Genomic DNA, 19,421 nt, shown 5'->3' with positions numbered 1-19,421 from the left:
TCATGCCGGCGACTTAACTCAGCCGCCAGCATGCAACTACTGCCATACTGCCCGACCAATGAAACCCGTCCCCAGGGTGGGCGGCGTTCAAAACAACAGAATATTTTCAAGGGAAGGCGGCTACGTGACGGAATTTGATATCGGTGAATTTTTTATCCGGGGCGAAGCCAGAGAAGTCGAAGGCGAATTCCAGGCAGTCATTATCATGCGCGCCAAACCACCGCTGACCGCCGTGACGTATCACCAGGTCGAGAAGGATCGCTGGTTCAAGACCTCGGACGTTGCCGCCGTTGCCGCCCAGGAGGCCGCCAAGGCGCTGAAGGTTGCGGTCGATGAAGGTGCATTGAAAGCCTGAGATGGGGGGGACGAGTCCGGGAACCGGCACTGAACAGCGCGATTTTCATGACCACCAGCACGCTGTATCAGGCTAAATAAAACCTGCCTCGCCGGCAGGGTCGGCACCTCGGCCCGAGAGATGCCTGCGGCGTGCCAACCTTGCTCAGGTTGCACGCCTTCCTATCGATAACCCATCAGATCAGCTTGCGCTTGACCGCTTCATCCAGCGTGCTTTGGGTCAGGTGCTTGAGCAGCACGTCCCCTCGTTCATTGAACGGCAACCCGACAATCAGCAGGATCTGCAACCAGGTGCGAGTACTCTCCTGCTTGACGATTTTACCCAACACGTTGCCTTCCTGATCCTTGAACACCGTTTCCAGCGTGAAGGTATTGCTGAACGTCGTCGGGATCACGAAGAACGTGAACCCCGTCAGCCAGGCACTGGCGATATTGCCCTGCTCGTTGTTGGTCAAGGTACTCGTGACGTACAGGTTCGAGTCGACTTTGTCGGTTGTCACGTTTTTGAACTGTCCGGATTCCTTATAGGTTTCCAGCATGTTCTTCTCCACCAGCGCCGCATTGCCCACGCCACCCGACAGTTCGCCGTTGAACTGCTGCTGAGTGGTTACGTGCAGATAGGCACTGGGCTTGTCTTGCCTGGCCTGGGCTGGCGGCCACTGATCCACCGGTGGCAAATCATGCTGGGAGTAGGAAACGCAGCCGGTCAGGGTGCTGCTGACCAACACCAGTAAAACCAAAAGGTATTTATTCATGTGCTGCCAATTCCTTTGACGGTGTACGCAGTTGAGGGGTGGCACCGGCCAGCAATTGAGCGATCAACTCGCGCAACTGGCTACCGCCCAGGCGGGGATTGAGATAATCGGCGTTCCACAGTCCGACATTCTTGTCGAGCTTGACCTGCTCGACCGATCTGGCCAGTTGCTTGCCCTGACGGTCTTCGATGATCAGTTCGCCCGCGAGGTCGTATTTGTCGACATAAATCGGACCGTCGACCCAAATCCAGAGGGTCAAGGTCACTAGCGCACCGGGAATGTAAGCCGGGTGCATGGTGCGTTTGCCTGCCAGCGAGGTCAGGTTGAATTTGAGCACCACGTCGTCCTCACCAGCCTTGGCCGGGAACACCACGATTCGCTTGAAGTAATCGCTTTTATCAACATAGGTGCTGATCTGCTCGGTCAACTGCCGGCTACCGGCGACACGCACCTTATCGTCCAGCTCGGGGGCGGAGATCACCACGTCACTGATTTCGGCACTGCGATCAAGGGTGGATGGCGCGGGGTTCAAGGGTTCGCCGATGGGGCCCAGCGGTGTGAAAGACACACAACCAGTCAACGACAGGCCAAGTGCGATGGCCATCAGATAAACAAGACGCTTCACTGCATACATCCTTTTCATGCGGGATCGGGGACGCGTCGGCTCGAAAGAAAATCGTGCAGGGATGGGCAATTCATCACTGAAAGGCGGTAAACCTGGGGAGCGAGTGTCGCCTACATCCTTGTTCAAACTCTTTGACTGGCGGCTCAGTGACGCCAAAAACGCGACGGCATCGTAATCGTTGAAACCCCGAGAGGCAATAGCCTAGTGCCACTATGGTGGCGAATCCGCAGAAAGCTGCTAAACCCCTATCGAACTCTTCGCGCGCGGTTCCCTCAGATGCAATGACACTGCACTGCCGATTGCGCACTCGATGCGACTGAATACTCTCAAGGAGATGAAGATGGATTCACCTACACACGACTTGAAAGGTTTGTTCGACCAACTCGGCCTGGACTCCAGCGAGAAGGCCATCGACGATTTCATTGCCAGTCATTCGCCCTTGGCTGACAACAAAAAACTCATCGATGCCGAGTTCTGGAGCCCGCAGCAAGCCGGCTTCCTGAAAGAACAATTGCGTGAAGACGCCGATTGGGCGCGGGTGGTCGACGACCTGAACCTGCGCATGCATCAGATCCACTAGCCTCTGATTCCATGCAGGCTGTCGGGTGTTTTGGCGTTCAGTTGCGCCAACCAGGCAGCCCTGCACTCCTGCGCCTCTTCGCGACTTGAGAATGCCGTTCCGCGGCGCTCGCCATTCAGCAGCACCACCCAACAGACGCTCTTCCCCAGCGAACGCAAGCTGGCAGGCACACCGCTGCCTATCATGACGGCGACATCGACTTTGCTTTGCATGCTGACCTCTCGAACTTCATTAGCAACCTAACTATGTAGGCATGGTAGTGAGTTCATCCTCTAGGAAACAGCAATGCAACTGCACAGCTTTGTTGTTGGACCGGTAACAATGGTCGGTCTATCAACGTAGTACTTTTCACTTAAGTTCGGTGTTTTCAGGTGTACACATGCGTAGCGAGGGGGTTTTTGGATCAAGAGCGAGGCGGCCGAGCTGTGTTTTGTTTTATGTGTGCATATCCGTTTCTGCGGTCACGGCGGCTATCGGTTTCGCTTTTACAGCGAGTCACTTGGAAGAGCCCCAAGTAACCAAGGGCTCTTGCCCCTTTCGTTCGGTGCCTCGCCTAGGCTCGGCATGCCCTCGCTCCGGTCCTGCTCCGTGGGCCCGCCGCCATCGGCCATCCATGGCCGGGGGCGGCTAACCCGGCATCCATGCCGGGTTGCCCACTGCGCAGAACCTCCACTCGGCCTCTCGAGGGCGCGGTGCATCAAGATCAAAAGCTGCAGGCGAGCTAACGCTCGGCCTGTTGAGTGGTGAGGAGCGAAAGCTGTACGCCGATCTGCTTTATGTGGGAGCGGGCTTGCTCGCGAAGCTGTTGATCTTGCCGTTGCCGTTGCCGTTGCTTTTGATTTTGATCTGTTGCCCCTTTCCCAGAGGCCGAACGCAGGCGTTGCGCAGGGGGCACCGCGGCAAGGATGCCGCGGTAGCCGCCCCCGGCCATGGATGGCCGATGGCGGCGGGCCCCCGGAGCAATGCCGGAGTGAGGGCATGCCGAGCCTAGGCGAGGCACCGAATGGAGGGGCAAAGCGTTTTGCTTCCTTTTGGGCGTCTGCAAAAGGGAGTCGCTGTAAAAGCGAAACCGCCAGCAGCCATCACCGCAGAAACGGATATGCACCCCAACAACCCCAAGTGAACAGCATCACGGTCAATCAACGAGGGCTTTCCGGCTTGTAACCCAATCGCAAACCACCCCAATGCCGGCCCTTGAGCATGATCGGCACCGAGAGGTCGTGCATCAGCTCACCGGTGTCGCGGGTGTAGGTTTGCAGCAGTACAGCCTGCTGATGGCTGCCGCAGCGAATCCCGGTGCGATCGGCGAATTTGCGTTTGGTGCGGTTCTGCAAGGTATCGACCTGCGCATCACCGGTCAGGGGTTGGCTAAAGACCTTGTTGTGGGTCGGCACATAGCCCTGCTGCGTACAGGCGATGGCGAACACCAGACCTTCATGACGCGGCAACAAGGGTTCCTGGATCGCCGGCAAGACCTGATCGGCGTAGCGATCGAAGCGGGTCTGGAACTTGGCCGGGCTGGTGTTGGGAATGGTTTGGTAATTGCGGTCAAACAGGTCATCGAGGCTCACGCGGCCCTCGTCGATATCCGTTTCAAAACGCGCCGCGATCTGACTCGCGCCTTCGCGGGCCAGGTCATAAATCCGTTGGTGGTAGTCATCCAGCCCGACTTCGGCGAGGCGTTCGCTGATGGTTTCGGCCTGACCTTCCATTTGCACCGCGGCCTGGGCCAGGCGCTGGGTCTGTTGGTCGCTGATCGCCAGGTCGCTACGCATCTGTTCGATGGCGTGAAACAGGCTATCGAGTTGTTCGCGGTTGGTGTCGGCGCCCCTGGCGATTTCCCCGACCTGGCTTTCGACGCCGGCAGCCAGACGCGCAATGTTCTCCAGATGCTGACCGGTGTGCTCGACCTGCTCGACACCGGTGTCGAGGTCGCTGGACAGTTGACGGATCTGCTCCACCACTTGCGCGGTGCGTTGCTGAATATCAGCAACCATTTCCCCGACTTCCCCGGTGGCCGTCGCCGTGCGCGCGGCCAGACCGCGAACCTCATCGGCCACCACCGCAAATCCGCGACCATGCTCACCGGCCCGCGCCGCCTCGATCGCCGCGTTCAATGCCAGCAGATTGGTCTGGCTGGCGATGGACTGGATCACCAGGGTGACCCGTTGGATATCGTCACTGCGCAGGCTCAGGGCTTCGATCAGTTCACGGCTGTTACTGGCGCGCTGACTGAGTTGATGCATACGGGCGATGGACTCGATCAGCTCCGTACGTCCTGCCGCGCTGCTGCGATGTGCCTCACTGGCCGCACTGAGCGCTTCCCGGCTGAGTGTCGAGGTGGCTTGTTCGGTCGCGATCATCACTTCGGCGTTGCTGACAATCTGCGCCGCGGCACCGAGCTGCGATTGCAGTTTGTCGGCCAGTTGCTTGACCGAAAAGGCCACACCGGCGGCAGACAACGCGTTATGACTGGTGGTGTAGGAAAGATCGCGAGTCAACTCGGCAATCGCGCTGGCGCTGTCGACGGGGGTTGCCTCAGGGATGGCGCGCGAGCGCAAGCGAGGTAGCCAGATCACCAGCACCGCCAATGGCAGGCCAAGGTAAAGCGACCAGCCGCCTAGCGTCATGCCGCACAACAAGAGCATCAGGGCGATGCTTTGCAGGGTCGGCGTCAGCCAAAGGTTTTTCGGCAAAAGTACGGGTGCAGACACTGCTGCAACCACAGATCCGTCACGCGTCATCTTCGTCATCCCCCGAGTCATTCTAATTGTTGTATCGGCATTAAACGCCACTACAAGGCCATTATCTATGGTCCATTAGTAGTGGGCCTTGCAGCAGATCAATAGAAGTGCGCGGGTTTTTCGCAGACGAAGAAAAGCATCGCGGGCAAGCCTTGCTCCTACAGGAGTGAGGCTTGCCCGCGATGCGGGGCGTTACGAAATCAGGCCTGACGCTGGTGCTTGTCGATCTGTTCGTGACGCTCTTGAGCTTCGATGCAGTACTTGGTGGTCGGGCTGATCAGCAGGCGCTTCAGGCCAATGGCCTCACCGCTGTCGTCGCACCAGCCAAAGCTGTCTTCCTTGATGCGTTCCAGAGCCTGTTCCAACTGAGGCAGCATGCGTTGGTCGCGATCGATCGCGTTCACCAGCCAGGTGCGCTCTTCTTCAACAGAAGCAGCGTCGGCCGGATCGGCTGGGGTGTCCAGGCTTTCGATGGCGATGCGGTTCTGTTCGATGCGCTCATGGGTTTCGACTTTCATGTTCTGCAACAGCTCAGAGAAAAAAGCATGTTGCTCGGCATTCATGTAGTCATCCGCCGGCATGGCCAGCAACTTGTCCTTTGTCATTGATATCTCTATAAAAAAACGTGCATTAAGGCGAATTAGGGAGCGTTCCGGCGGACCTGGGTTGGCCATCGGAACGGCGCCGTGTAATTCCAAGCGCCACCCGGCACTCAATTTACGAGGGGCGGCAGTCTAAGGCCGACTTGAGGCCTCAGCAACTGAAAAGACAGCGAATTTGTCCGACAAAGCCCTGAAAGTGCTCGATGGCAGTCTTTTCGGTGGTTATCGGAGTGCGTTTATAGCAAGAAATTCAATCGTGCGGCTGTATATAGAAGACAAATGGCTGCGCCACGCGGGTCAGGCGTGGCGCATTGGCTGCTTTATCTGAGGCTCAGCGCTTGAGTTTGCGCTTGTTGCGGTACTGATCGATGACCACTGCGACCACGATGATCAGGCCTTTGATGATGTCCTGAATGTAGGCATCGACGCCGACAAAGGTGAAACCGCTGGCCATGACCCCGAGGATCAGTGCGCCGATGACCGTGCCGGTGATGCGCCCTACTCCGCCGGCCAGGCTGGTGCCGCCGATCACGGCCGCGGCAATCGCGTCCAGTTCATAAGACATGCCCATCCCGGCCTGCCCGGTCGCGGCCCGTGCCGACGCCACCACACCCGCCAGACCTGCCAGCAACCCGGCGATGCTGTAGACGATCACCAGATGCCGCTTGACGTTGATCCCCGAGGTACGCGCCGCCTGCATGTTGCCGCCGATGGCGTAGGTGTATTTGCCGTACTTGGTGTAACGCAGGGCGATGTGAAAGATCACCGCGACCACCAGGAAAATGATCACCGGCATCGCGCCGTGTCCGATCGCCGTGTAGGAATCCGAGAGCATGCTCACCGGTTGGCCTTCGGTGTAGTAACGCGCGAGGCCTCGAGCCGAAACCATCATGCCGAGGGTGGCAATGAACGGCGGGATACCGGTAATGGCAATGATGCTGCCGTTGATCGCCCCCGCCAGCAGTCCGACCCCGAGCCCGGCAATCACCGGGATCCACACCGGCAAGTCAGTCAGCGACGGGAACACCGCCCGAGCGAAGTCCGACGTCTGGGCCAGACTGGCAGCGATCATCGCCGACAGCGCCAGCACCGACCCGGAGGACAGGTCGATACCGGTGGTGATGATGACCTGGGTCACGCCGATCGCCAGCAGACCGATAATCGACACCTGCAGGATCATCAGCACCAGACGCTGGGAGTTCATCAGGAAGCTCTGGTCGCGCACGATCCAGCCAAACACTTCAAAGACCAGGCCGATGCCAATCAGCACCAGGAAAATACTCAACTCGGTCGGAAAGCGCCGGCGACTCTTGACCGGTGCCGTTGCTGGCTTGTTTTCCAGTATCGCGTTCATAAACACTCACCCTTCTATCGCGTCGCCGACGCTGGCCACAACCAGCGCCGGCATCCATTAGTGAACCGCGGACATGCCCGAGGCCAATTGCATCACTCGTTCCTGGGTCGCTTCGCTGCGGTCGAGGGTGCCCATCAGGTCGCCCTCGTGCATGACCATCACCCGGTCGCTCATGCCGAGCACTTCCGGCAGCTCCGAGGAAATCATGATTACCGCCATGCCTTCGCTGGCGAGGTAGGAGATGAGCCGGTAGATCTCGGCCTTGGCGCCGACGTCGATACCGCGGGTCGGCTCGTCGAGAATCAGGATCCGTGGATTGGTCATCAGCCAGCGCGCCAGCAAGGCTTTCTGCTGATTACCGCCGGACAAGGTGTCGATGCACTGCTCCAGCGACGGGGTTTTCACCCGCAGCTTCTTGCACATGTCTTCGCACAAGGCGCGCAGGGCTTTTTGCTGGATGAAACCGTGGCCGGCGTAATGCGGCAACACTGCCATTTCCATGTTCTCCAGCACCGACAGGCACGGGAACAGGCCGCTGAGCTTGCGATCCTCGGTCAGTAACGCGAAGCCCTTCTCGATCGCCATGTGCGGATCGCTGATGCGCACCACTTCGCCGTCGAGACGAATCTCGCCACCGTCGCTCGGGGTGATGCCGAAAATCGCTTCGGCGACGTTGGTCCGTCCCGAGCCCATCAACCCGGCGATGCCGAGGATCTCGCCGGCGTGCAGGTCGAAGGAAACATCCTTGAAAATGCCGTCCAGCTTAAGGTCGCGCACCGACAGCAGCAGATCGCCGATCGGCTGTTCGCGCACCGGGAACAACTGGCTCAGTTCGCGGCCGACCATCATCGAAATCAGGCTGTCGCCGTCCATGCTGTCGGCCCGCTGCAAGCCGATGTAGGCGCCGTCACGGAACACCGCCACTTCATCGGCGATGCTGAACACTTCGTTCATTTTGTGGGTGATGTAGATGATGCCTTTGCCCTGACTCTTGAGGTCGGCAATGATCGAGAACAGATGCGCAACTTCCTTGTCGGTGATGGCCGAGGTCGGCTCATCCATGATCAGGATGTCGGAATCGTAGGACACGGCTTTGGCGATCTCGACCATCTGCCGTTCGGCGATGCTCAGGTTGCCGACCTGCTCTTCCGGATCGAGGTTGATCCGCAGGCGTTCCAGCAGTTTCGCGGTGCAGCGATGCATTTCACGGTGGTCGATCATATGGAAACCGTTGAGCTGCTCACGGCCGATCCAGATGTTCTCGGCGATGCTCATGTGCGGCATCAGGTTGAGTTCCTGGTGGATCATCGCGATCCCGGCCTGGAGCGCAGCCAATGGCGTTTCGAAAACCACCGGCTTGCCCCGCAGGCGCAGTTCACCGGCGTCCGGCTGGTAGATGCCGGCAATGATTTTCATCAGGGTGGATTTGCCCGCGCCGTTTTCGCCCATCAGGGCCAGCACGGAACCGGGGCGTACCCGAAGCTGCACATCGGACAAGGCCACCACACCGGGAAATCCCTTGCTGACGTTGATGATCTCCAGCAGGTACGGCTCATCGACAGGTGTTGCAGCTGGCTGGATACCCACCAACGGGGTGCTCGAAGCAGTCGCTGAAGCGAACATGATCAGGTACTCCATCAGCAAGGTCGCGGTCGCAACCTTGCGTATTTATTGTTGTTATTGAACGGACGGGCTATTTGAACGTGTCGACGTTTTGCAGCGTAATCAAGCGATACGGCACCCACACGGCCGGCTCGACCGGCTCGTTTTTGGCCATTTTCACTGCCGTCTCGATCGAACCGTCGGCCTGCCCCTTGGCGTCCTGGAACACCGAGACGACCAGGGAGCCCTTCTTCACCGCGTTCAAACCGTCAGGCGTACCGTCGACACCGGCGATCAGAATACTGCCCTTTTCCACTCCGGCCTGTTGCAGGGCCATCGCGGCGCCAATGGCCATCTCGTCGTTGTTGGAGACGACCGCGTCGAACTTGCGGCCCTGGGTCAGCCAGTCGTTGACCAGGGTCATGCCCTTGTCCCGCGACCAGATGCCGGTTTGCTCTTGCTCGATCTTGATGTTCGGGTACTTGGCCAGCACCTCTTTCACGCCCTTGGTACGGTTGGTGGTGGAGTTGTTCGCGAGGTCGCCCAGCAGAATCACGATATCGCCCTTTCCGCCCATTTTGTCGGCCAGGTATTGCATTTGCATTTGACCAGCCTCCAGGTCGTTGGAGGCGACAGTGACCACGCCTTTGGGCAGGTTCAGGTCATCGGGGCGGCGGTTGACGTAGACCAGCGGGATGCCGGCCTTGACGGCGGCTTCAGTGATTTTCTTGGTGGCGGCGGTATCCACCGGGTTGACCACGATGGCATCGACCTTCTGGCTGATGAAGTTTTCGACCTGACTCAACTGCTTGACCACGTCGCTGCGCGCGTCTTCGAACTGCAGCTTGACGCCATCGGGATAGGACTTGGCTTTGGTGTCCATGGACTCACGCAGGTAGGTCAGCCAGGTGTCATCGAATTGGGACATGCTGACGCCGATCTTCATATCGGCGAGCGCCGCGCCACTGGCGAACATCAGGGACAAGGCAAGTGAGGCGAAGCGGGTCTTGGTCTTCATGAAAAGTCTTTCTCCACATTCTTGTTGGTTTTATGGATGAGGCGTGACGATTTCAGTAAGCAGGCAAGCGGGAAAAGGGTTGAAACAGGTAGCGAGGCAGGTCGCTGAAAATGACTTTATTAGAAAATAATTTCTATATCAACTCATTTTAGAATTTTATTCTGATTTTATTCCATGGCTTTCGAACGGGCTCAATGCCACCACTTGATGCCGCTCGAAGCTCAGTCGCGCAGCGTCTAGCACGCGGGTGGTCGCCAGTGCATCACGGGCGTCCACAGACAGTGGGCCACCGCTCTGCAATGCGGCTTGCAGCTGTAAATAGAACTGACTCCAGCAACCGCGCTCGGAGGGAACCCGCTCGCGCACTTCGCCCTGTTCGAACCAGCCCCAGCGGCGATGCTCTTCAACGCCCCAGCGTTCACCTTCGGATTTTGGCGAGAGCCCGGCGAGTGCCGATGCTTCTTGCCCGTCCAGGCCATCGACGCTGTAACAGCCTTGGGTGCCGGTCACCCGAAAGCGCGGGCCGGGGGTGTTTTGCAGGCAACTGCCGCCCAGGTGTGAGGTGACGCCACTGGCATGGGTCAGGGCCATAAAGAAGCCGTTATCGAAGACCTGGCCTTTTTCCAGGTAATCCAGTTCGGCGTAGACCCGTGTCACCGGGCCGAACAACAGCAACGCCTGATCCACCAGATGGCTACCGAGATCGCGCAGGAAGCCACCGCCACTGCCGTTGTTCACCGCCTGCGGTGAGTAACGCTCGATCCGCGATTCGAAACGGGTGACCTGGCCCAACGCGCCGGACTCGATGAGTTTGCGCACAGTCAGGAAGTCCGAGTCCCAGCGACGGTTCTGATAGACGCTGAGCTGCACGCCCTGGCGCTCGGCCATGGTGATCAGGGTCTGGGCTTGCTGCGCGTCAGCGGCGAACGGTTTGTCGCTGACCACCGCCACACCGTGTTCGATGCCATCGAGCACCAGTGCCGGACGGCCCTTGAGCGGTGTGGACACCACCAGCACATCGATCCCGGCCTCCACCAGTTGACCGATGCTGTCGAACGCGGGCACCCCGGGGTGCTCGGCCGCCAGCAATTGTCGGCGCTCCGGCGAACGGGTGACCACACCGACGAACGTCGCCGCCGGCAAACTGCTGATCAGCGGAGCATGGAAAAACCGGCCACCATGGCCGTAACCGACAAGTCCGATACGCATGAAAACATTCTCCTTATAGAACACGGCCCCTGTGGGAGCGGGCTTGCTCGCGAAGGCAATCTGTCAGGCGACATCAATGTTGAATGTGCCGCCGTCTTCGCGAGCAAGCCCGCTCCCACAGGTTTTGTGTAAGGTCGGTTATTGGCAGAGTTCGCTTTTGACGCGCTCGAGCATCATCCGGTTGGACTCATCCGGCCGGTCCTCCCAGGCGAACACCGAGACCGTGGCGATGCCGTCGAACTGAATCTCGCGCAAGGTGCCGAAAAACGCGTCCCAATCGACTTCACCCTGGCCGATGTCCAGATGCTGGTGCACGGTGGCGACGACACCCGGCGGGTTGACGATATAGCGCAACCCGGAAGACGCCTTGTGGTTGTAGGTGTCGGCGATGATCAGGTGGCTGAGCTTCGACCCGGCATACTTGAGCATCGAGGCGATATCGCCTTTGCCGTCGTCATAGAAGAAGGTGTGTGGCGCCGCGTAGAGGTAGTTGATCCACTCGCGATCCAGACCGCGAATGATGTCCACCGATTCATTGTTGCGCTCGCAAAAATCGTAAGGGTGGGCCTGGATATCCAGCTTGATGCCTTCGCGCTCGAACTCCGGGATCAGCTCGTCCATGGAGCGCATGAACTGGTTCTCGCAGACCAGCGGGTTGTCTGACTGGCCGGTGAACTCGGTGTTGACCAGCTCGCAGTCCATCTCCACGGCAATCTGGATCGCCCGCTTCCAGTTGCGTACGGCGGCAACTCGCAGGCCTTCGTCGGCAGCGGCCCAGTGGTACATCGGTAATAAGGAAGAGAGCTTGACCCCGGTATCGCTCAGGGCTTTGCGAAACTCCTTGATCCGCGCCTTGTCGACCCGCGGAGCTTTGTAGAACGGCAGGAAATCTTCCCGTGGCGAGAGTTCGATGTGTTCGTAACCGAGCTCGGCGACCTTATCGACCATCTTGCCCAGGGACAAAGTGCGGTACATGTAGGGGTCTAGTGCGATGCGCATATTCTTTCTCCTTGATGATTCTCTCTGGCCGAAAGAGCCACCCCTCACCCCAACCCTCTCCCCAAGGGGGAGAGGGGGCTGATCTCCATTGCTTTTGAGATATTCATTCAACTCGGAATCTCAGGTCGAAACACATCTATAAACACCTCGGTCGGCCCCCTCTCCCCTCTGGGGAGAGGGTTGGGGTGAGGGGGCGATCTCAAGCCAGCCACAAAACCCTAATCAACCATAGAATCGAGGGCGCTCAGGCAAGCCAACCTTGACGATTGCCCCGCTGTTCTGTGCTTCGATGCACGCGTCTGCTGCGACGGCAGCGGCGAAGCCATCCCACGCCGAAGGCCCACCGACCTGCCCGGCCCGCACACCATCGATGAACGCCTGCAACTCGACGTCATACGCGGCGATGAACCGATCCTTCCAGTCCATCAGAATCGCGTTGGACAACTTCGCCCCGCTGCGCAACTGAACCTGCGACGGTTCCGGCAATTTGGCGATGCCGGTCTCCCCCACCACTTCGCACTGGATGTCGTAGCCGTATTGGCAATTAACGAACACTTCCACGTCGATGCGCGTGCCCTTGGCGGTTTCCAGCAGCACGATCTGCGGGTCTTTCAAATGCGCGAGGGCCTTGCTGCTCTTGCGCGGGAACACCACTTGCACCGACACGTAATCGTCGTCGAGCAACCAGCGCAACACATCCAGTTCATGGATCAGGGTGTCGGTGATCGCCATGTCGGTCTTGTAGTTTTCACCCACGGTCGGGTTGCGGTGCGCGCAGTGCAACATCAACGGCTCGCCGATCTGGCCGCTGTCGATCACTGCTTTCAGTGCCCGATAACCTTCGTCATACGGGCGCATGAAACCGACCTGGACCAAGCGTTTGCCGTGGGCCACTTCGGCCTCGACGATTTTGCGGCAGCCTTCAGCGGTGACCGCCAGCGGCTTCTCGCAGAACACCGGCTTACCCGCTGCAATCGCCGCCAGCACGAACTCTTCGTGGCTCGGGCCCCAGGAGGTGACGAGGATCGCTTCGACTTCTGGCGCCTTGATCAGCGCGTGGCCATCGGGATAGACCTCGGCGGTCAGTTTCAGGTCGGAAACGACCTTCGCGGCTTGCTGCAAGTTGATGTCGGTTACAGCGACTACCTGGCTATTGAGCAAGGTCTGGCTGCAACGACGGATATGGTCCTGGCCGATGGCCCCGGTGCCGATGACGCCGATCTTTAAAGTCATGAAGATTCTCCTGCGAAAAATTGTTGTTGGTATCAGGGGCAATCAGTACTGACGGGCCTTGGCCAGTCGTTCATTCAGGGTCTTGGCCACTGCATCGGTGCGCGCGCTGGTGGAGACTTGCGCCACGCCGACCCGCCACCACGACAGGTATTTGTGAATCATGGTTTTGGGCAGGACCTTGATGTCGATCAGCGTCGACACCGTCTGCAAGCGCGCATCGGCCAATGCCGCTTGCAGCTCTTCAACCGTGCTCACCTTGTAGGTCTTGCAGCCATAAGCCGCCGCGCTCATGGCGAAATCCACCGGCACGAAACCACCGTCGAGCTTGCCGGTTTCCGGGTTGCGGAACCGGAACTCGGTGCCGAAGCTGTCCATGCCGTGTTCCATCTGCAGGTTGTTGATGCAACCGAAGGTCATGTTGTCGAGCAACACCACGTTGATCTTGCGGCGCTCCTGAATCGAGGTCGCCAGTTCGGAGTGCAGCATCATGTATGAGCCGTCACCGACCAGCGCATAGACCTCACGATCCGGCTCAGCGAGTTTCACGCCCAGTGCGGCGTTGACCTCGTAACCCATGCAGGAATAGCCGTACTCGACGTGATAGGTGTTCACCCCCTTGCTGCGCCAGCTGCGCTGCAAGTCGCCGGGCAGGCTGCCAGCAGCGGCGACGATCACGGCGTCATCGGCCAGGGTTTCATTGAGCACGCCGAGCACGCGGCTCTGGGTCAGGCAGGAACCGGTCAGCTCGATGAATTCGCGCAGCACCGCCGGGTCCATGTGGTCGTTGATTTCCGGGATGAAGTCTTTGCTCTGGTATTCAACCTGATAGATACGGTCGACTTCCTCGTCCAGTTGCGCCTTGGCCTGACGCGGTTGATCGCCCCACGCAGAACAGTAATCGCCCAAGGCTTCAGCCAACGCTTGCAAGCCGACTTTCGCATCCGCCAACAGTTGCACGCCATCGAGCTTCAAAGCATCGCAGGGACTGATGTTCAGATTGAGAAATTGCACATCCGGGTGTTGGAACAAGGATTTCGACGCAGTGGTGAAATCGCTGTAGCGGGTACCAACACCGATGATCAGATCCGCATCCCTGGCCAATAGATTCGCCGCCAGGCAACCCGTTTCGCCAATGCCGCCAACATTCAGCGGGTGGCTGGACACCACCGCACTCTTGCCGGCCTGGGTTTCGGCGAAGGGAATATCGAAACGCTCGGCAAACGCCTGCAAGGCGGCATTGGCGCCGGAGTATCTGACCCCGCCACCGCAAATGATCAGCGGCTTGCGCTTGCCTTTGAACAGCGCCAGCGCATCACCGAGCATCGCTTCAGTCGCCGGACGACGCTCGATGCGGTGCACGCGTTTTTGCAGGAAATAATCGGGATAGTCGTAGGCCTCGGCTTGCACATCTTGTGGCAAGGCCAGGGTCACCGCGCCGGTTTCGGCAGGGTCGGTGAGCACGCGCATGGCGTGGATCGCTGCAGTCATCAATTGCTCGGGACGGTTGATGCGGTCCCAGTATTTGCTCACGGCCTTGAATGCATCGTTGGTGCTGATGCTCAGGTCGTGGAACTGCTCGATCTGTTGCAGCACCGGGTCCGGCTGGCGGCAGGCATAGACATCGCCGGGCAACAGCAGCAGGGGAATGCGGTTGGCGGTCGCCGTCGCGGCGGCGGTCAGCATGTTCGCCGCGCCCGGCCCTACCGATGAAGAGCAGGCGTAGATCTTGCGCCGCAGGTGTTGCTTGGCGAAACCGATGGCGGCGTGGGCCATGCCTTGCTCGTTGCGACCTTGATGGACGATCAGGTCGCCGCTGTCCTGCTCCAGGGCCTGCCCCAGGCCCAGCACGTTGCCGTGACCGAAAATGGTAAAGATCCCGGCGACGAATTTGCTTTGAACCCCATCGACCTCGATGTACTGGTTATCGAGGAATTTCACCAGGGCCTGGGCCATGGTCAGTCTTGTTGTAGTCATGCTTGCACCTTCCTTTGAAGCTAATCCGGTACTTGCTGTGGAATGCGATCACTGTGGGAGCGGGCTTGCTCGCGAAAGCGGAGTGTCTGGCGACTTCAATGTTGAATGTGTCGCCCTCTTCGCGAGCAAGCCCGCTCCCACAGTTGATCTCCATCAGTTCATAAGTGTTGTCAGGCCAGGGATTTTTGCAGGTGATCCATGCTCGCGCCGATCGCCTGCTGGATGTCCGCCAGGCCATGGACGCTGTCGGCAAACGGTTCGAACGACAGGTAGCCGCTGTAACCGCTGCTGAGCAAGGTGTCGATTTGCGCCGCGTTGCCGAGGATGTCGCCCTCGCCCACCAGCACCCGGTGGCCATCGCGAATGCTCGCCAACGGGGCTTCGGCATCCTCGACACCGGAGATGTGCACCAACCCGGTCAGCTCGGGGAAGAACTCATGTTCGCTGGCCAGGTGATGGTGAAAGGTGTCGTGAACCAGACGGAACACATCCAGCCCGCCGATGGCCTTGATCGCGTCCACCGCCGTGCGCTTGCGGCGCAGCGAGCACTCTTCGAAACCCAGCGGTTCGATGAAACCGAGAATGTCGTGTTCGCGCAGGATCGGCGCCAGCTCAGTCAACGCCGTGCGCAGACCGGAGGCGCGTGCGGCCTCATTACGCGGGTCGGCACGGTCGTTGAGTGGACACATGACCAACCCTTGAGCGCCGCAATCACGGGCATAAGCGGCCAGCTTCAAGGCCTGTGCACGGCGCTCGTCATTCCACACATCAAACGGATACAGCGCGTTGATCGACAGCACCGTAATGCCTTTGGCGGCGCACAACTCACGGACGCGCTCGGGGGCGGTGCCGTCTTCGATCTCGACACCTTTAAGGTCGTTGCGAATTTCGATGGCGTCGGCCTTTAGGGTCACCGCCAGCTCGATGAACGCCGGCAGGGACAAACGTGGGGCGACCATACGGTTCAGGGCGAAACGCAGGGGTTTGCTCATTATTGTTGTTCTCCGTACAGGTGAATTAGTTGGCCGTCGGCATGCTGAATTCAGGGCCCTTGGCGATGCTGTCGGGCCAGCGCTGCATCACGCTTTTGTAGCGGCTGTAGAAGCGAATGCCTTCCTCGCCGTAAGCGTGGTGATCGCCGAACAGCGAGCGTTTCCAGCCGCCGAAAGAGTGCCAGGCCATGGGCACCGGAATCGGCACGTTGATGCCGACCATGCCGACCTTGATCGTGCGGGCGAAGGCTCGGGCGATGCCGCCGTCGCGGGTGAAACAGGACACGCCGTTACCGAACTCGTGGGCGTTGATCAACGCGACGGCGCTGGCGAAGTCCGGCACCCGCACGATACCCAGCACCGGACCGAAAATTTCCTGCTGGTAGATGCTCATCTCGGTCGTGACGTTATCGAACAGGGTCGCACCGACGAAGAAGCCGTTCTCGGCGCCCGGCACCTTGAAGTGGCGGCCATCGACAATCAGCTGCGCGCCTTGGGCCACGCCTTCATCGATGAAACCTTCGACTTTGGCCTTGTGCTCGGCGGTCACCAACGGCCCCATGTCGCTGTCGCCTTTCAGGCCGTTGCCGACTTTCAGTTGATCGATACGCGGCAGCAGTTTGGCAATCAGTTGGTCGCCGACATCGCCCACCGCCACGGCAATCGAAATCGCCATGCAGCGCTCGCCGGCCGAGCCGTAAGCCGCGCCGATCAAGGCATCCGCCGCTTGATCCAGGTCCGCGTCAGGCATGACGATCATGTGATTCTTCGCCCCGCCCAGCGCCTGCACACGCTTGCCGCGGGAGGTGGCTTGCTGGTGGATGTACTCGGCAATCGGCGTCGAGCCGACAAAGGAAATCGCCTCGATGTCCGGGTGTTGCAGCAACGCGTCAACGGCGGTCTTGTCACCCTGGACCACGTTGAACACTCCGTCCGGCAAACCAGCTTCGCTCAACAGACGGGCCATCAACACACTGGCGGACGGATCGCGCTCGGACGGCTTGAGGATGAAGCAGTTACCGGTGATCAGCGCCAGCGGGATCATCCACAGCGGCACCATCACCGGGAAGTTGAACGGCGTCACGCCGGCACACACGCCCAGTGGCTGACGCAGGTTCCAGTTATCGATGCCGCCGCCGATGTTGTCGCTGAACTCGGTTTTCAGCAGGTTCGGCGCCCCGCAGGCGTACTCGACGATTTCGATGCCCCGGGTGACTTCGCCCTTGGCGTCGGAAAACACCTTGCCGTGTTCGCGGCTGATGATTTCTGCCAGCTCATCGTGATGTTGGTCGAGCAATTCCTTGAACTTGAACATCACCCGCGAACGGCGCAGGGACGATTGTTCGGACCAGGCCGGAAAGGCTTTCAGGGCCGAGGCGACGGCTTCGTCTACGGTCTTCTGGCTGGCCAGCCCGACGCGCGCCTGGACGCTGCCGGTGGCCGGGTTGAAGACGTTGCTGAACCGTTCGCTGCTGCTGTCTTGCACTTGACCGTGGATGTAATGGCCGATGACCGGGGCGTTGCTCATTGATCGTGTTCTCCGTGCAGAGGTTGGAATTCAGGCTTTTTAGTTCAGAGATCAAGCAGCCAGCTGTGCTGCGGATCGTTATGGAACTGCCAGACACGTTTCGGGCCGGCCATCACGTTCAGGTAATACGACTCGTAGCCGTACGGCACGCTGACCGGGTGATAGCCCTTGGGCACGACCACGAGGTCGCTGTTTTCCACGGCCATGGCCTGATCGATGCTGCGATCGTCGGTGTACACCCGCTGGAACACGAAGCCCTGGGGCGGGTTGATCTGGTGGTAATAGGTTTCTTCGAGAAAACTCTGGTGCGGCAGGTCGTCGGTGTCGTGTTTGTGCGGCGGATAGCTCGACGAGTGACCCGACGGTGTACGCACTTCCACCACCAGCAGCGAATGGGCCGGCTCGGTGTCCGGCAGGATGTCGCAGACGTAACGGGTGTTGGCGCCTTTGCCGCGCACGCTGCGCTTCATGCTGTCGGGTTTGATCAGCCGTGGGCCGAGGCCGTTGCTCGTTGAACCAGGCGCGGCGCACACGGCGATTTGCACATCGCTGAGCGCGACCACTTGCGCCTGACTGCCAGGTGGCAAGTACGCGGCGAACGGGGATTTGTCTTCGAACACCGACTGACGATCACCGATGTTGTCCCAGTCGAACACGCCCTGCCCCGGTGCTTCGCCCTTGATGCTGACCCGACCGCTGAGCAGCACCAGGCACAGCTCTTTATCACCGGCCGACACCGGCAGGGTTTCGCCCAGGCTCAAGCGGTAAGCGGCGAAGCCGACGTATTCCAGCTCACCTTTGCCCAGCTCGACCATGGTCCGGCCACGGGCGTTGCTTTTGACCAGCAGGCTCATAATGCAATCCTCTCGTCGAGCAGCGCACGCAAGGTGTCGTAGCCTTTTTTGGCGTAGACATAACTCGGTGCCACCGCTGGATCCTGTTCCGCTTCGACCACCAGCCAGCCGTGGTAATCGGCCGCCAGCAGCACGTCGAGCAAAGCGCCGAAGTCGATATCGCCATCGCCATCGCCGGGCACGGTGAACGTGCCGTTGATGATGCAGTCCGGGAAGCTCCACAGGTGGTTGCGTGCCAGTTGCACCACCGGTTTGCGCACGTCCTTGAAATGCACGTGGCAGATGCGTTCGATGTGTTTGCGCAGCACCTGCAACGGTTCGCCGCCACCCATATAGCAGTGGCCCGAATCGAACAGCAGACCGACTTCACTGCCGGTCAGCGCCATCAGCTTGTCGATGTCTGCCGGGGATTCGACGTAGGCACCCATGTGATGGTGGTAGGCCAGGCGCACACCTTGGGACAAGGTGAAGCGTGCCAGTTCGGTGAGCTTGTCGGCGTATTCCTGCCAGGCGCTTTCGGTGTGGAAACGCGGGCGTTCAACCAGCGGAATGCGCTGACCTTGAATGGAGTCAGCGACTTCACCGTACACCAGCACCTTGGCGCCGTTCTTCGCCAACAGCTCGACATGGCTGCCGATGGCGTCGATTTCTTCGGCCACCGAGCGACGGGCCAGACGACTGGAATACCAGCCGGACACAAGCGCCAGGTCGTAAGGGCGCAGTACATCGCCGACACCATTGGCGTCTTTGGGGAATTTTCCGTTGAGTTCGAAACCTTCGTAGCCGATTTCCTTGCCTTCACTCAGGGCGGTGCTCAGCGGCGTCTCGCCACCGAGGGACGGCAGGTCGTCGTTGCTCCAGGAGATCGGGTTGATGCCAATTCGAATAGCGGGCATGGCTGCACCTTTTATTGTTTTACACAAATCAGTAAGACCGGCACGGAACCCCTGTGGGAGCGGGCTTGCTCGCGAAGAGGCCGGCACATTCAACATGTTTGT

At 59.6% G+C, this 19,421-nt stretch carries 18 protein-coding genes; 2 read left to right on the top strand and 16 right to left on the bottom strand.

The window, feature by feature from the left end; all coding sequences use genetic code 11:
* Positions 1-124: 124 nt before the first annotated feature.
* A complete protein-coding gene (locus tag ACYZTZ_RS09025) occupies positions 125-355 on the top strand; it encodes a hypothetical protein (protein ID WP_461997903.1) in 231 nt (76 codons plus the stop codon).
* 175 nt (positions 356-530) lie between these two features.
* Here the strand turns inward: ACYZTZ_RS09025 and ACYZTZ_RS09020 are convergent, their stop codons facing one another.
* A complete protein-coding gene (locus ACYZTZ_RS09020; protein WP_461997902.1) occupies positions 531-1,109 on the bottom strand; it encodes a hypothetical protein in 579 nt (192 codons plus the stop codon).
* The gene (locus tag ACYZTZ_RS09015) at positions 1,102-1,734 is read right to left on the bottom strand and encodes a hypothetical protein (protein WP_095133458.1); all 633 of its coding nucleotides are present in this window, start codon (positions 1,732-1,734) and stop codon (positions 1,102-1,104) included. The genes ACYZTZ_RS09020 and ACYZTZ_RS09015 overlap by 8 nt, the downstream gene beginning before the upstream one ends.
* 340 nt (positions 1,735-2,074) lie before the next feature.
* On the opposite strand from ACYZTZ_RS09015, the gene ACYZTZ_RS09010 reads away from it, so the two are divergent.
* Positions 2,075-2,314: a DUF2789 domain-containing protein gene (locus ACYZTZ_RS09010; protein WP_415760179.1), complete on the top strand. Its 240-nt coding sequence runs from the start codon at positions 2,075-2,077 to the stop codon at positions 2,312-2,314.
* Here ACYZTZ_RS09010 and ACYZTZ_RS09005 read toward each other — a convergent pair.
* From ACYZTZ_RS09005 to iolE, 14 genes are all read right to left on the bottom strand, one after another.
* A complete protein-coding gene (locus ACYZTZ_RS09005; RefSeq protein ID WP_056744918.1) occupies positions 2,311-2,526 on the bottom strand; it encodes a hypothetical protein in 216 nt (71 codons plus the stop codon). The two genes, ACYZTZ_RS09010 and ACYZTZ_RS09005, sit on opposite strands and share 4 nt — an antisense overlap.
* 927 nt (positions 2,527-3,453) lie before the next feature.
* Positions 3,454-4,677 carry a methyl-accepting chemotaxis protein gene (locus tag ACYZTZ_RS09000; protein WP_462000655.1) on the bottom strand — a complete coding sequence of 408 codons (1,224 nt, stop codon included), beginning with the start codon at positions 4,675-4,677 and terminating at the stop codon, positions 3,454-3,456.
* Positions 4,678-5,258: 581 nt separating this feature from the next.
* A complete protein-coding gene (locus ACYZTZ_RS08995) occupies positions 5,259-5,663 on the bottom strand; it encodes a TraR/DksA family transcriptional regulator (protein WP_007907888.1) in 405 nt (134 codons plus the stop codon).
* A gap of 328 nt (positions 5,664-5,991) precedes the next feature.
* The gene (locus ACYZTZ_RS08990; protein WP_008153855.1) at positions 5,992-7,014 is read right to left on the bottom strand and encodes an ABC transporter permease; all 1,023 of its coding nucleotides are present in this window, start codon (positions 7,012-7,014) and stop codon (positions 5,992-5,994) included.
* Between the two features lie 57 nt (positions 7,015-7,071).
* Positions 7,072-8,637 carry a sugar ABC transporter ATP-binding protein gene (locus ACYZTZ_RS08985; RefSeq protein ID WP_046049565.1) on the bottom strand — a complete coding sequence of 522 codons (1,566 nt, stop codon included), beginning with the start codon at positions 8,635-8,637 and terminating at the stop codon, positions 7,072-7,074.
* Positions 8,638-8,707: 70 nt separating this feature from the next.
* Positions 8,708-9,634 carry a sugar ABC transporter substrate-binding protein gene (locus ACYZTZ_RS08980; protein WP_461997901.1) on the bottom strand — a complete coding sequence of 309 codons (927 nt, stop codon included), beginning with the start codon at positions 9,632-9,634 and terminating at the stop codon, positions 8,708-8,710.
* Between the two features lie 156 nt (positions 9,635-9,790).
* On the bottom strand, positions 9,791-10,843 hold the full coding sequence (locus ACYZTZ_RS08975; RefSeq protein ID WP_461997900.1) for a Gfo/Idh/MocA family protein: 1,053 nt from the start codon (positions 10,841-10,843) through the stop codon (positions 9,791-9,793).
* Between the two features lie 138 nt (positions 10,844-10,981).
* Complete coding sequence (locus ACYZTZ_RS08970; protein ID WP_461997899.1) at positions 10,982-11,842, bottom strand: sugar phosphate isomerase/epimerase family protein; 861 nt, start codon at positions 11,840-11,842, stop codon at positions 10,982-10,984.
* A 222-nt stretch (positions 11,843-12,064) separates the two neighbouring features.
* Positions 12,065-13,075 carry a bifunctional inositol 2-dehydrogenase/D-chiro-inositol 1-dehydrogenase gene (iolG, locus tag ACYZTZ_RS08965; protein WP_461997898.1) on the bottom strand — a complete coding sequence of 337 codons (1,011 nt, stop codon included), beginning with the start codon at positions 13,073-13,075 and terminating at the stop codon, positions 12,065-12,067.
* 42 nt (positions 13,076-13,117) lie between these two features.
* Positions 13,118-15,049: a 3D-(3,5/4)-trihydroxycyclohexane-1,2-dione acylhydrolase (decyclizing) gene (gene iolD, locus ACYZTZ_RS08960; RefSeq protein WP_461997897.1), complete on the bottom strand. Its 1,932-nt coding sequence runs from the start codon at positions 15,047-15,049 to the stop codon at positions 13,118-13,120.
* 170 nt (positions 15,050-15,219) lie between these two features.
* Positions 15,220-16,041, bottom strand: a complete 822-nt coding sequence (locus ACYZTZ_RS08955; protein WP_461997896.1) for a TIM barrel protein — start codon at positions 16,039-16,041, stop codon at positions 15,220-15,222.
* A 25-nt stretch (positions 16,042-16,066) separates the two neighbouring features.
* Complete coding sequence (locus tag ACYZTZ_RS08950; protein WP_461997895.1) at positions 16,067-17,569, bottom strand: CoA-acylating methylmalonate-semialdehyde dehydrogenase; 1,503 nt, start codon at positions 17,567-17,569, stop codon at positions 16,067-16,069.
* A 44-nt stretch (positions 17,570-17,613) separates the two neighbouring features.
* Positions 17,614-18,423 (bottom strand): 5-deoxy-glucuronate isomerase, encoded by an 810-nt coding sequence (gene iolB, locus ACYZTZ_RS08945; RefSeq protein WP_461997894.1) that lies wholly within the window; start codon positions 18,421-18,423, stop codon positions 17,614-17,616.
* Positions 18,420-19,319, bottom strand: coding sequence for a myo-inosose-2 dehydratase (iolE, locus tag ACYZTZ_RS08940; protein ID WP_461997893.1), 900 nt, complete (start codon positions 19,317-19,319; stop codon positions 18,420-18,422). Before iolE ends, iolB begins: the two co-directional genes overlap by 4 nt.
* Positions 19,320-19,421: the final 102 nt, after the last annotated feature.

The organism is Pseudomonas sp. LB3P58, assembly GCF_054897895.1.
Note: the sequence above shows the minus strand (reverse complement) of the source record. Positions and strands in the feature narration are given on the sequence as shown.

Bases quoted from the DNA above. Each gene is read 5' to 3' on its own strand.
- ACYZTZ_RS09020 (WP_461997902.1), bottom strand. From the start codon at position 1,109: ATGAATAAATACCTTTTGGTTTTACTGGTGTTGGTCAGCAGCACCCTG.
- ACYZTZ_RS09010 (WP_415760179.1), top strand. From the start codon at position 2,075: ATGGATTCACCTACACACGACTTGAAAGGTTTGTTCGACCAACTCGGC.
- ACYZTZ_RS09005 (WP_056744918.1), bottom strand. From the start codon at position 2,526: ATGCAAAGCAAAGTCGATGTCGCCGTCATGATAGGCAGCGGTGTGCCT.
- ACYZTZ_RS09000 (WP_462000655.1), bottom strand. From the start codon at position 4,677: ATGATCGCGACCGAACAAGCCACCTCGACACTCAGCCGGGAAGCGCTC.
- ACYZTZ_RS08995 (WP_007907888.1), bottom strand. From the start codon at position 5,663: ATGACAAAGGACAAGTTGCTGGCCATGCCGGCGGATGACTACATGAAT.
- ACYZTZ_RS08990 (WP_008153855.1), bottom strand. From the start codon at position 7,014: ATGAACGCGATACTGGAAAACAAGCCAGCAACGGCACCGGTCAAGAGT.
- ACYZTZ_RS08985 (WP_046049565.1), bottom strand. From the start codon at position 8,637: ATGTTCGCTTCAGCGACTGCTTCGAGCACCCCGTTGGTGGGTATCCAG.
- ACYZTZ_RS08980 (WP_461997901.1), bottom strand. From the start codon at position 9,634: ATGAAGACCAAGACCCGCTTCGCCTCACTTGCCTTGTCCCTGATGTTC.
- ACYZTZ_RS08975 (WP_461997900.1), bottom strand. From the start codon at position 10,843: ATGCGTATCGGACTTGTCGGTTACGGCCATGGTGGCCGGTTTTTCCAT.
- ACYZTZ_RS08970 (WP_461997899.1), bottom strand. From the start codon at position 11,842: ATGCGCATCGCACTAGACCCCTACATGTACCGCACTTTGTCCCTGGGC.
- iolG (WP_461997898.1), bottom strand. From the start codon at position 13,075: ATGACTTTAAAGATCGGCGTCATCGGCACCGGGGCCATCGGCCAGGAC.
- iolD (WP_461997897.1), bottom strand. From the start codon at position 15,049: ATGACTACAACAAGACTGACCATGGCCCAGGCCCTGGTGAAATTCCTC.
- ACYZTZ_RS08955 (WP_461997896.1), bottom strand. From the start codon at position 16,041: ATGAGCAAACCCCTGCGTTTCGCCCTGAACCGTATGGTCGCCCCACGT.
- ACYZTZ_RS08950 (WP_461997895.1), bottom strand. From the start codon at position 17,569: ATGAGCAACGCCCCGGTCATCGGCCATTACATCCACGGTCAAGTGCAA.
- iolB (WP_461997894.1), bottom strand. From the start codon at position 18,423: ATGAGCCTGCTGGTCAAAAGCAACGCCCGTGGCCGGACCATGGTCGAG.
- iolE (WP_461997893.1), bottom strand. From the start codon at position 19,319: ATGCCCGCTATTCGAATTGGCATCAACCCGATCTCCTGGAGCAACGAC.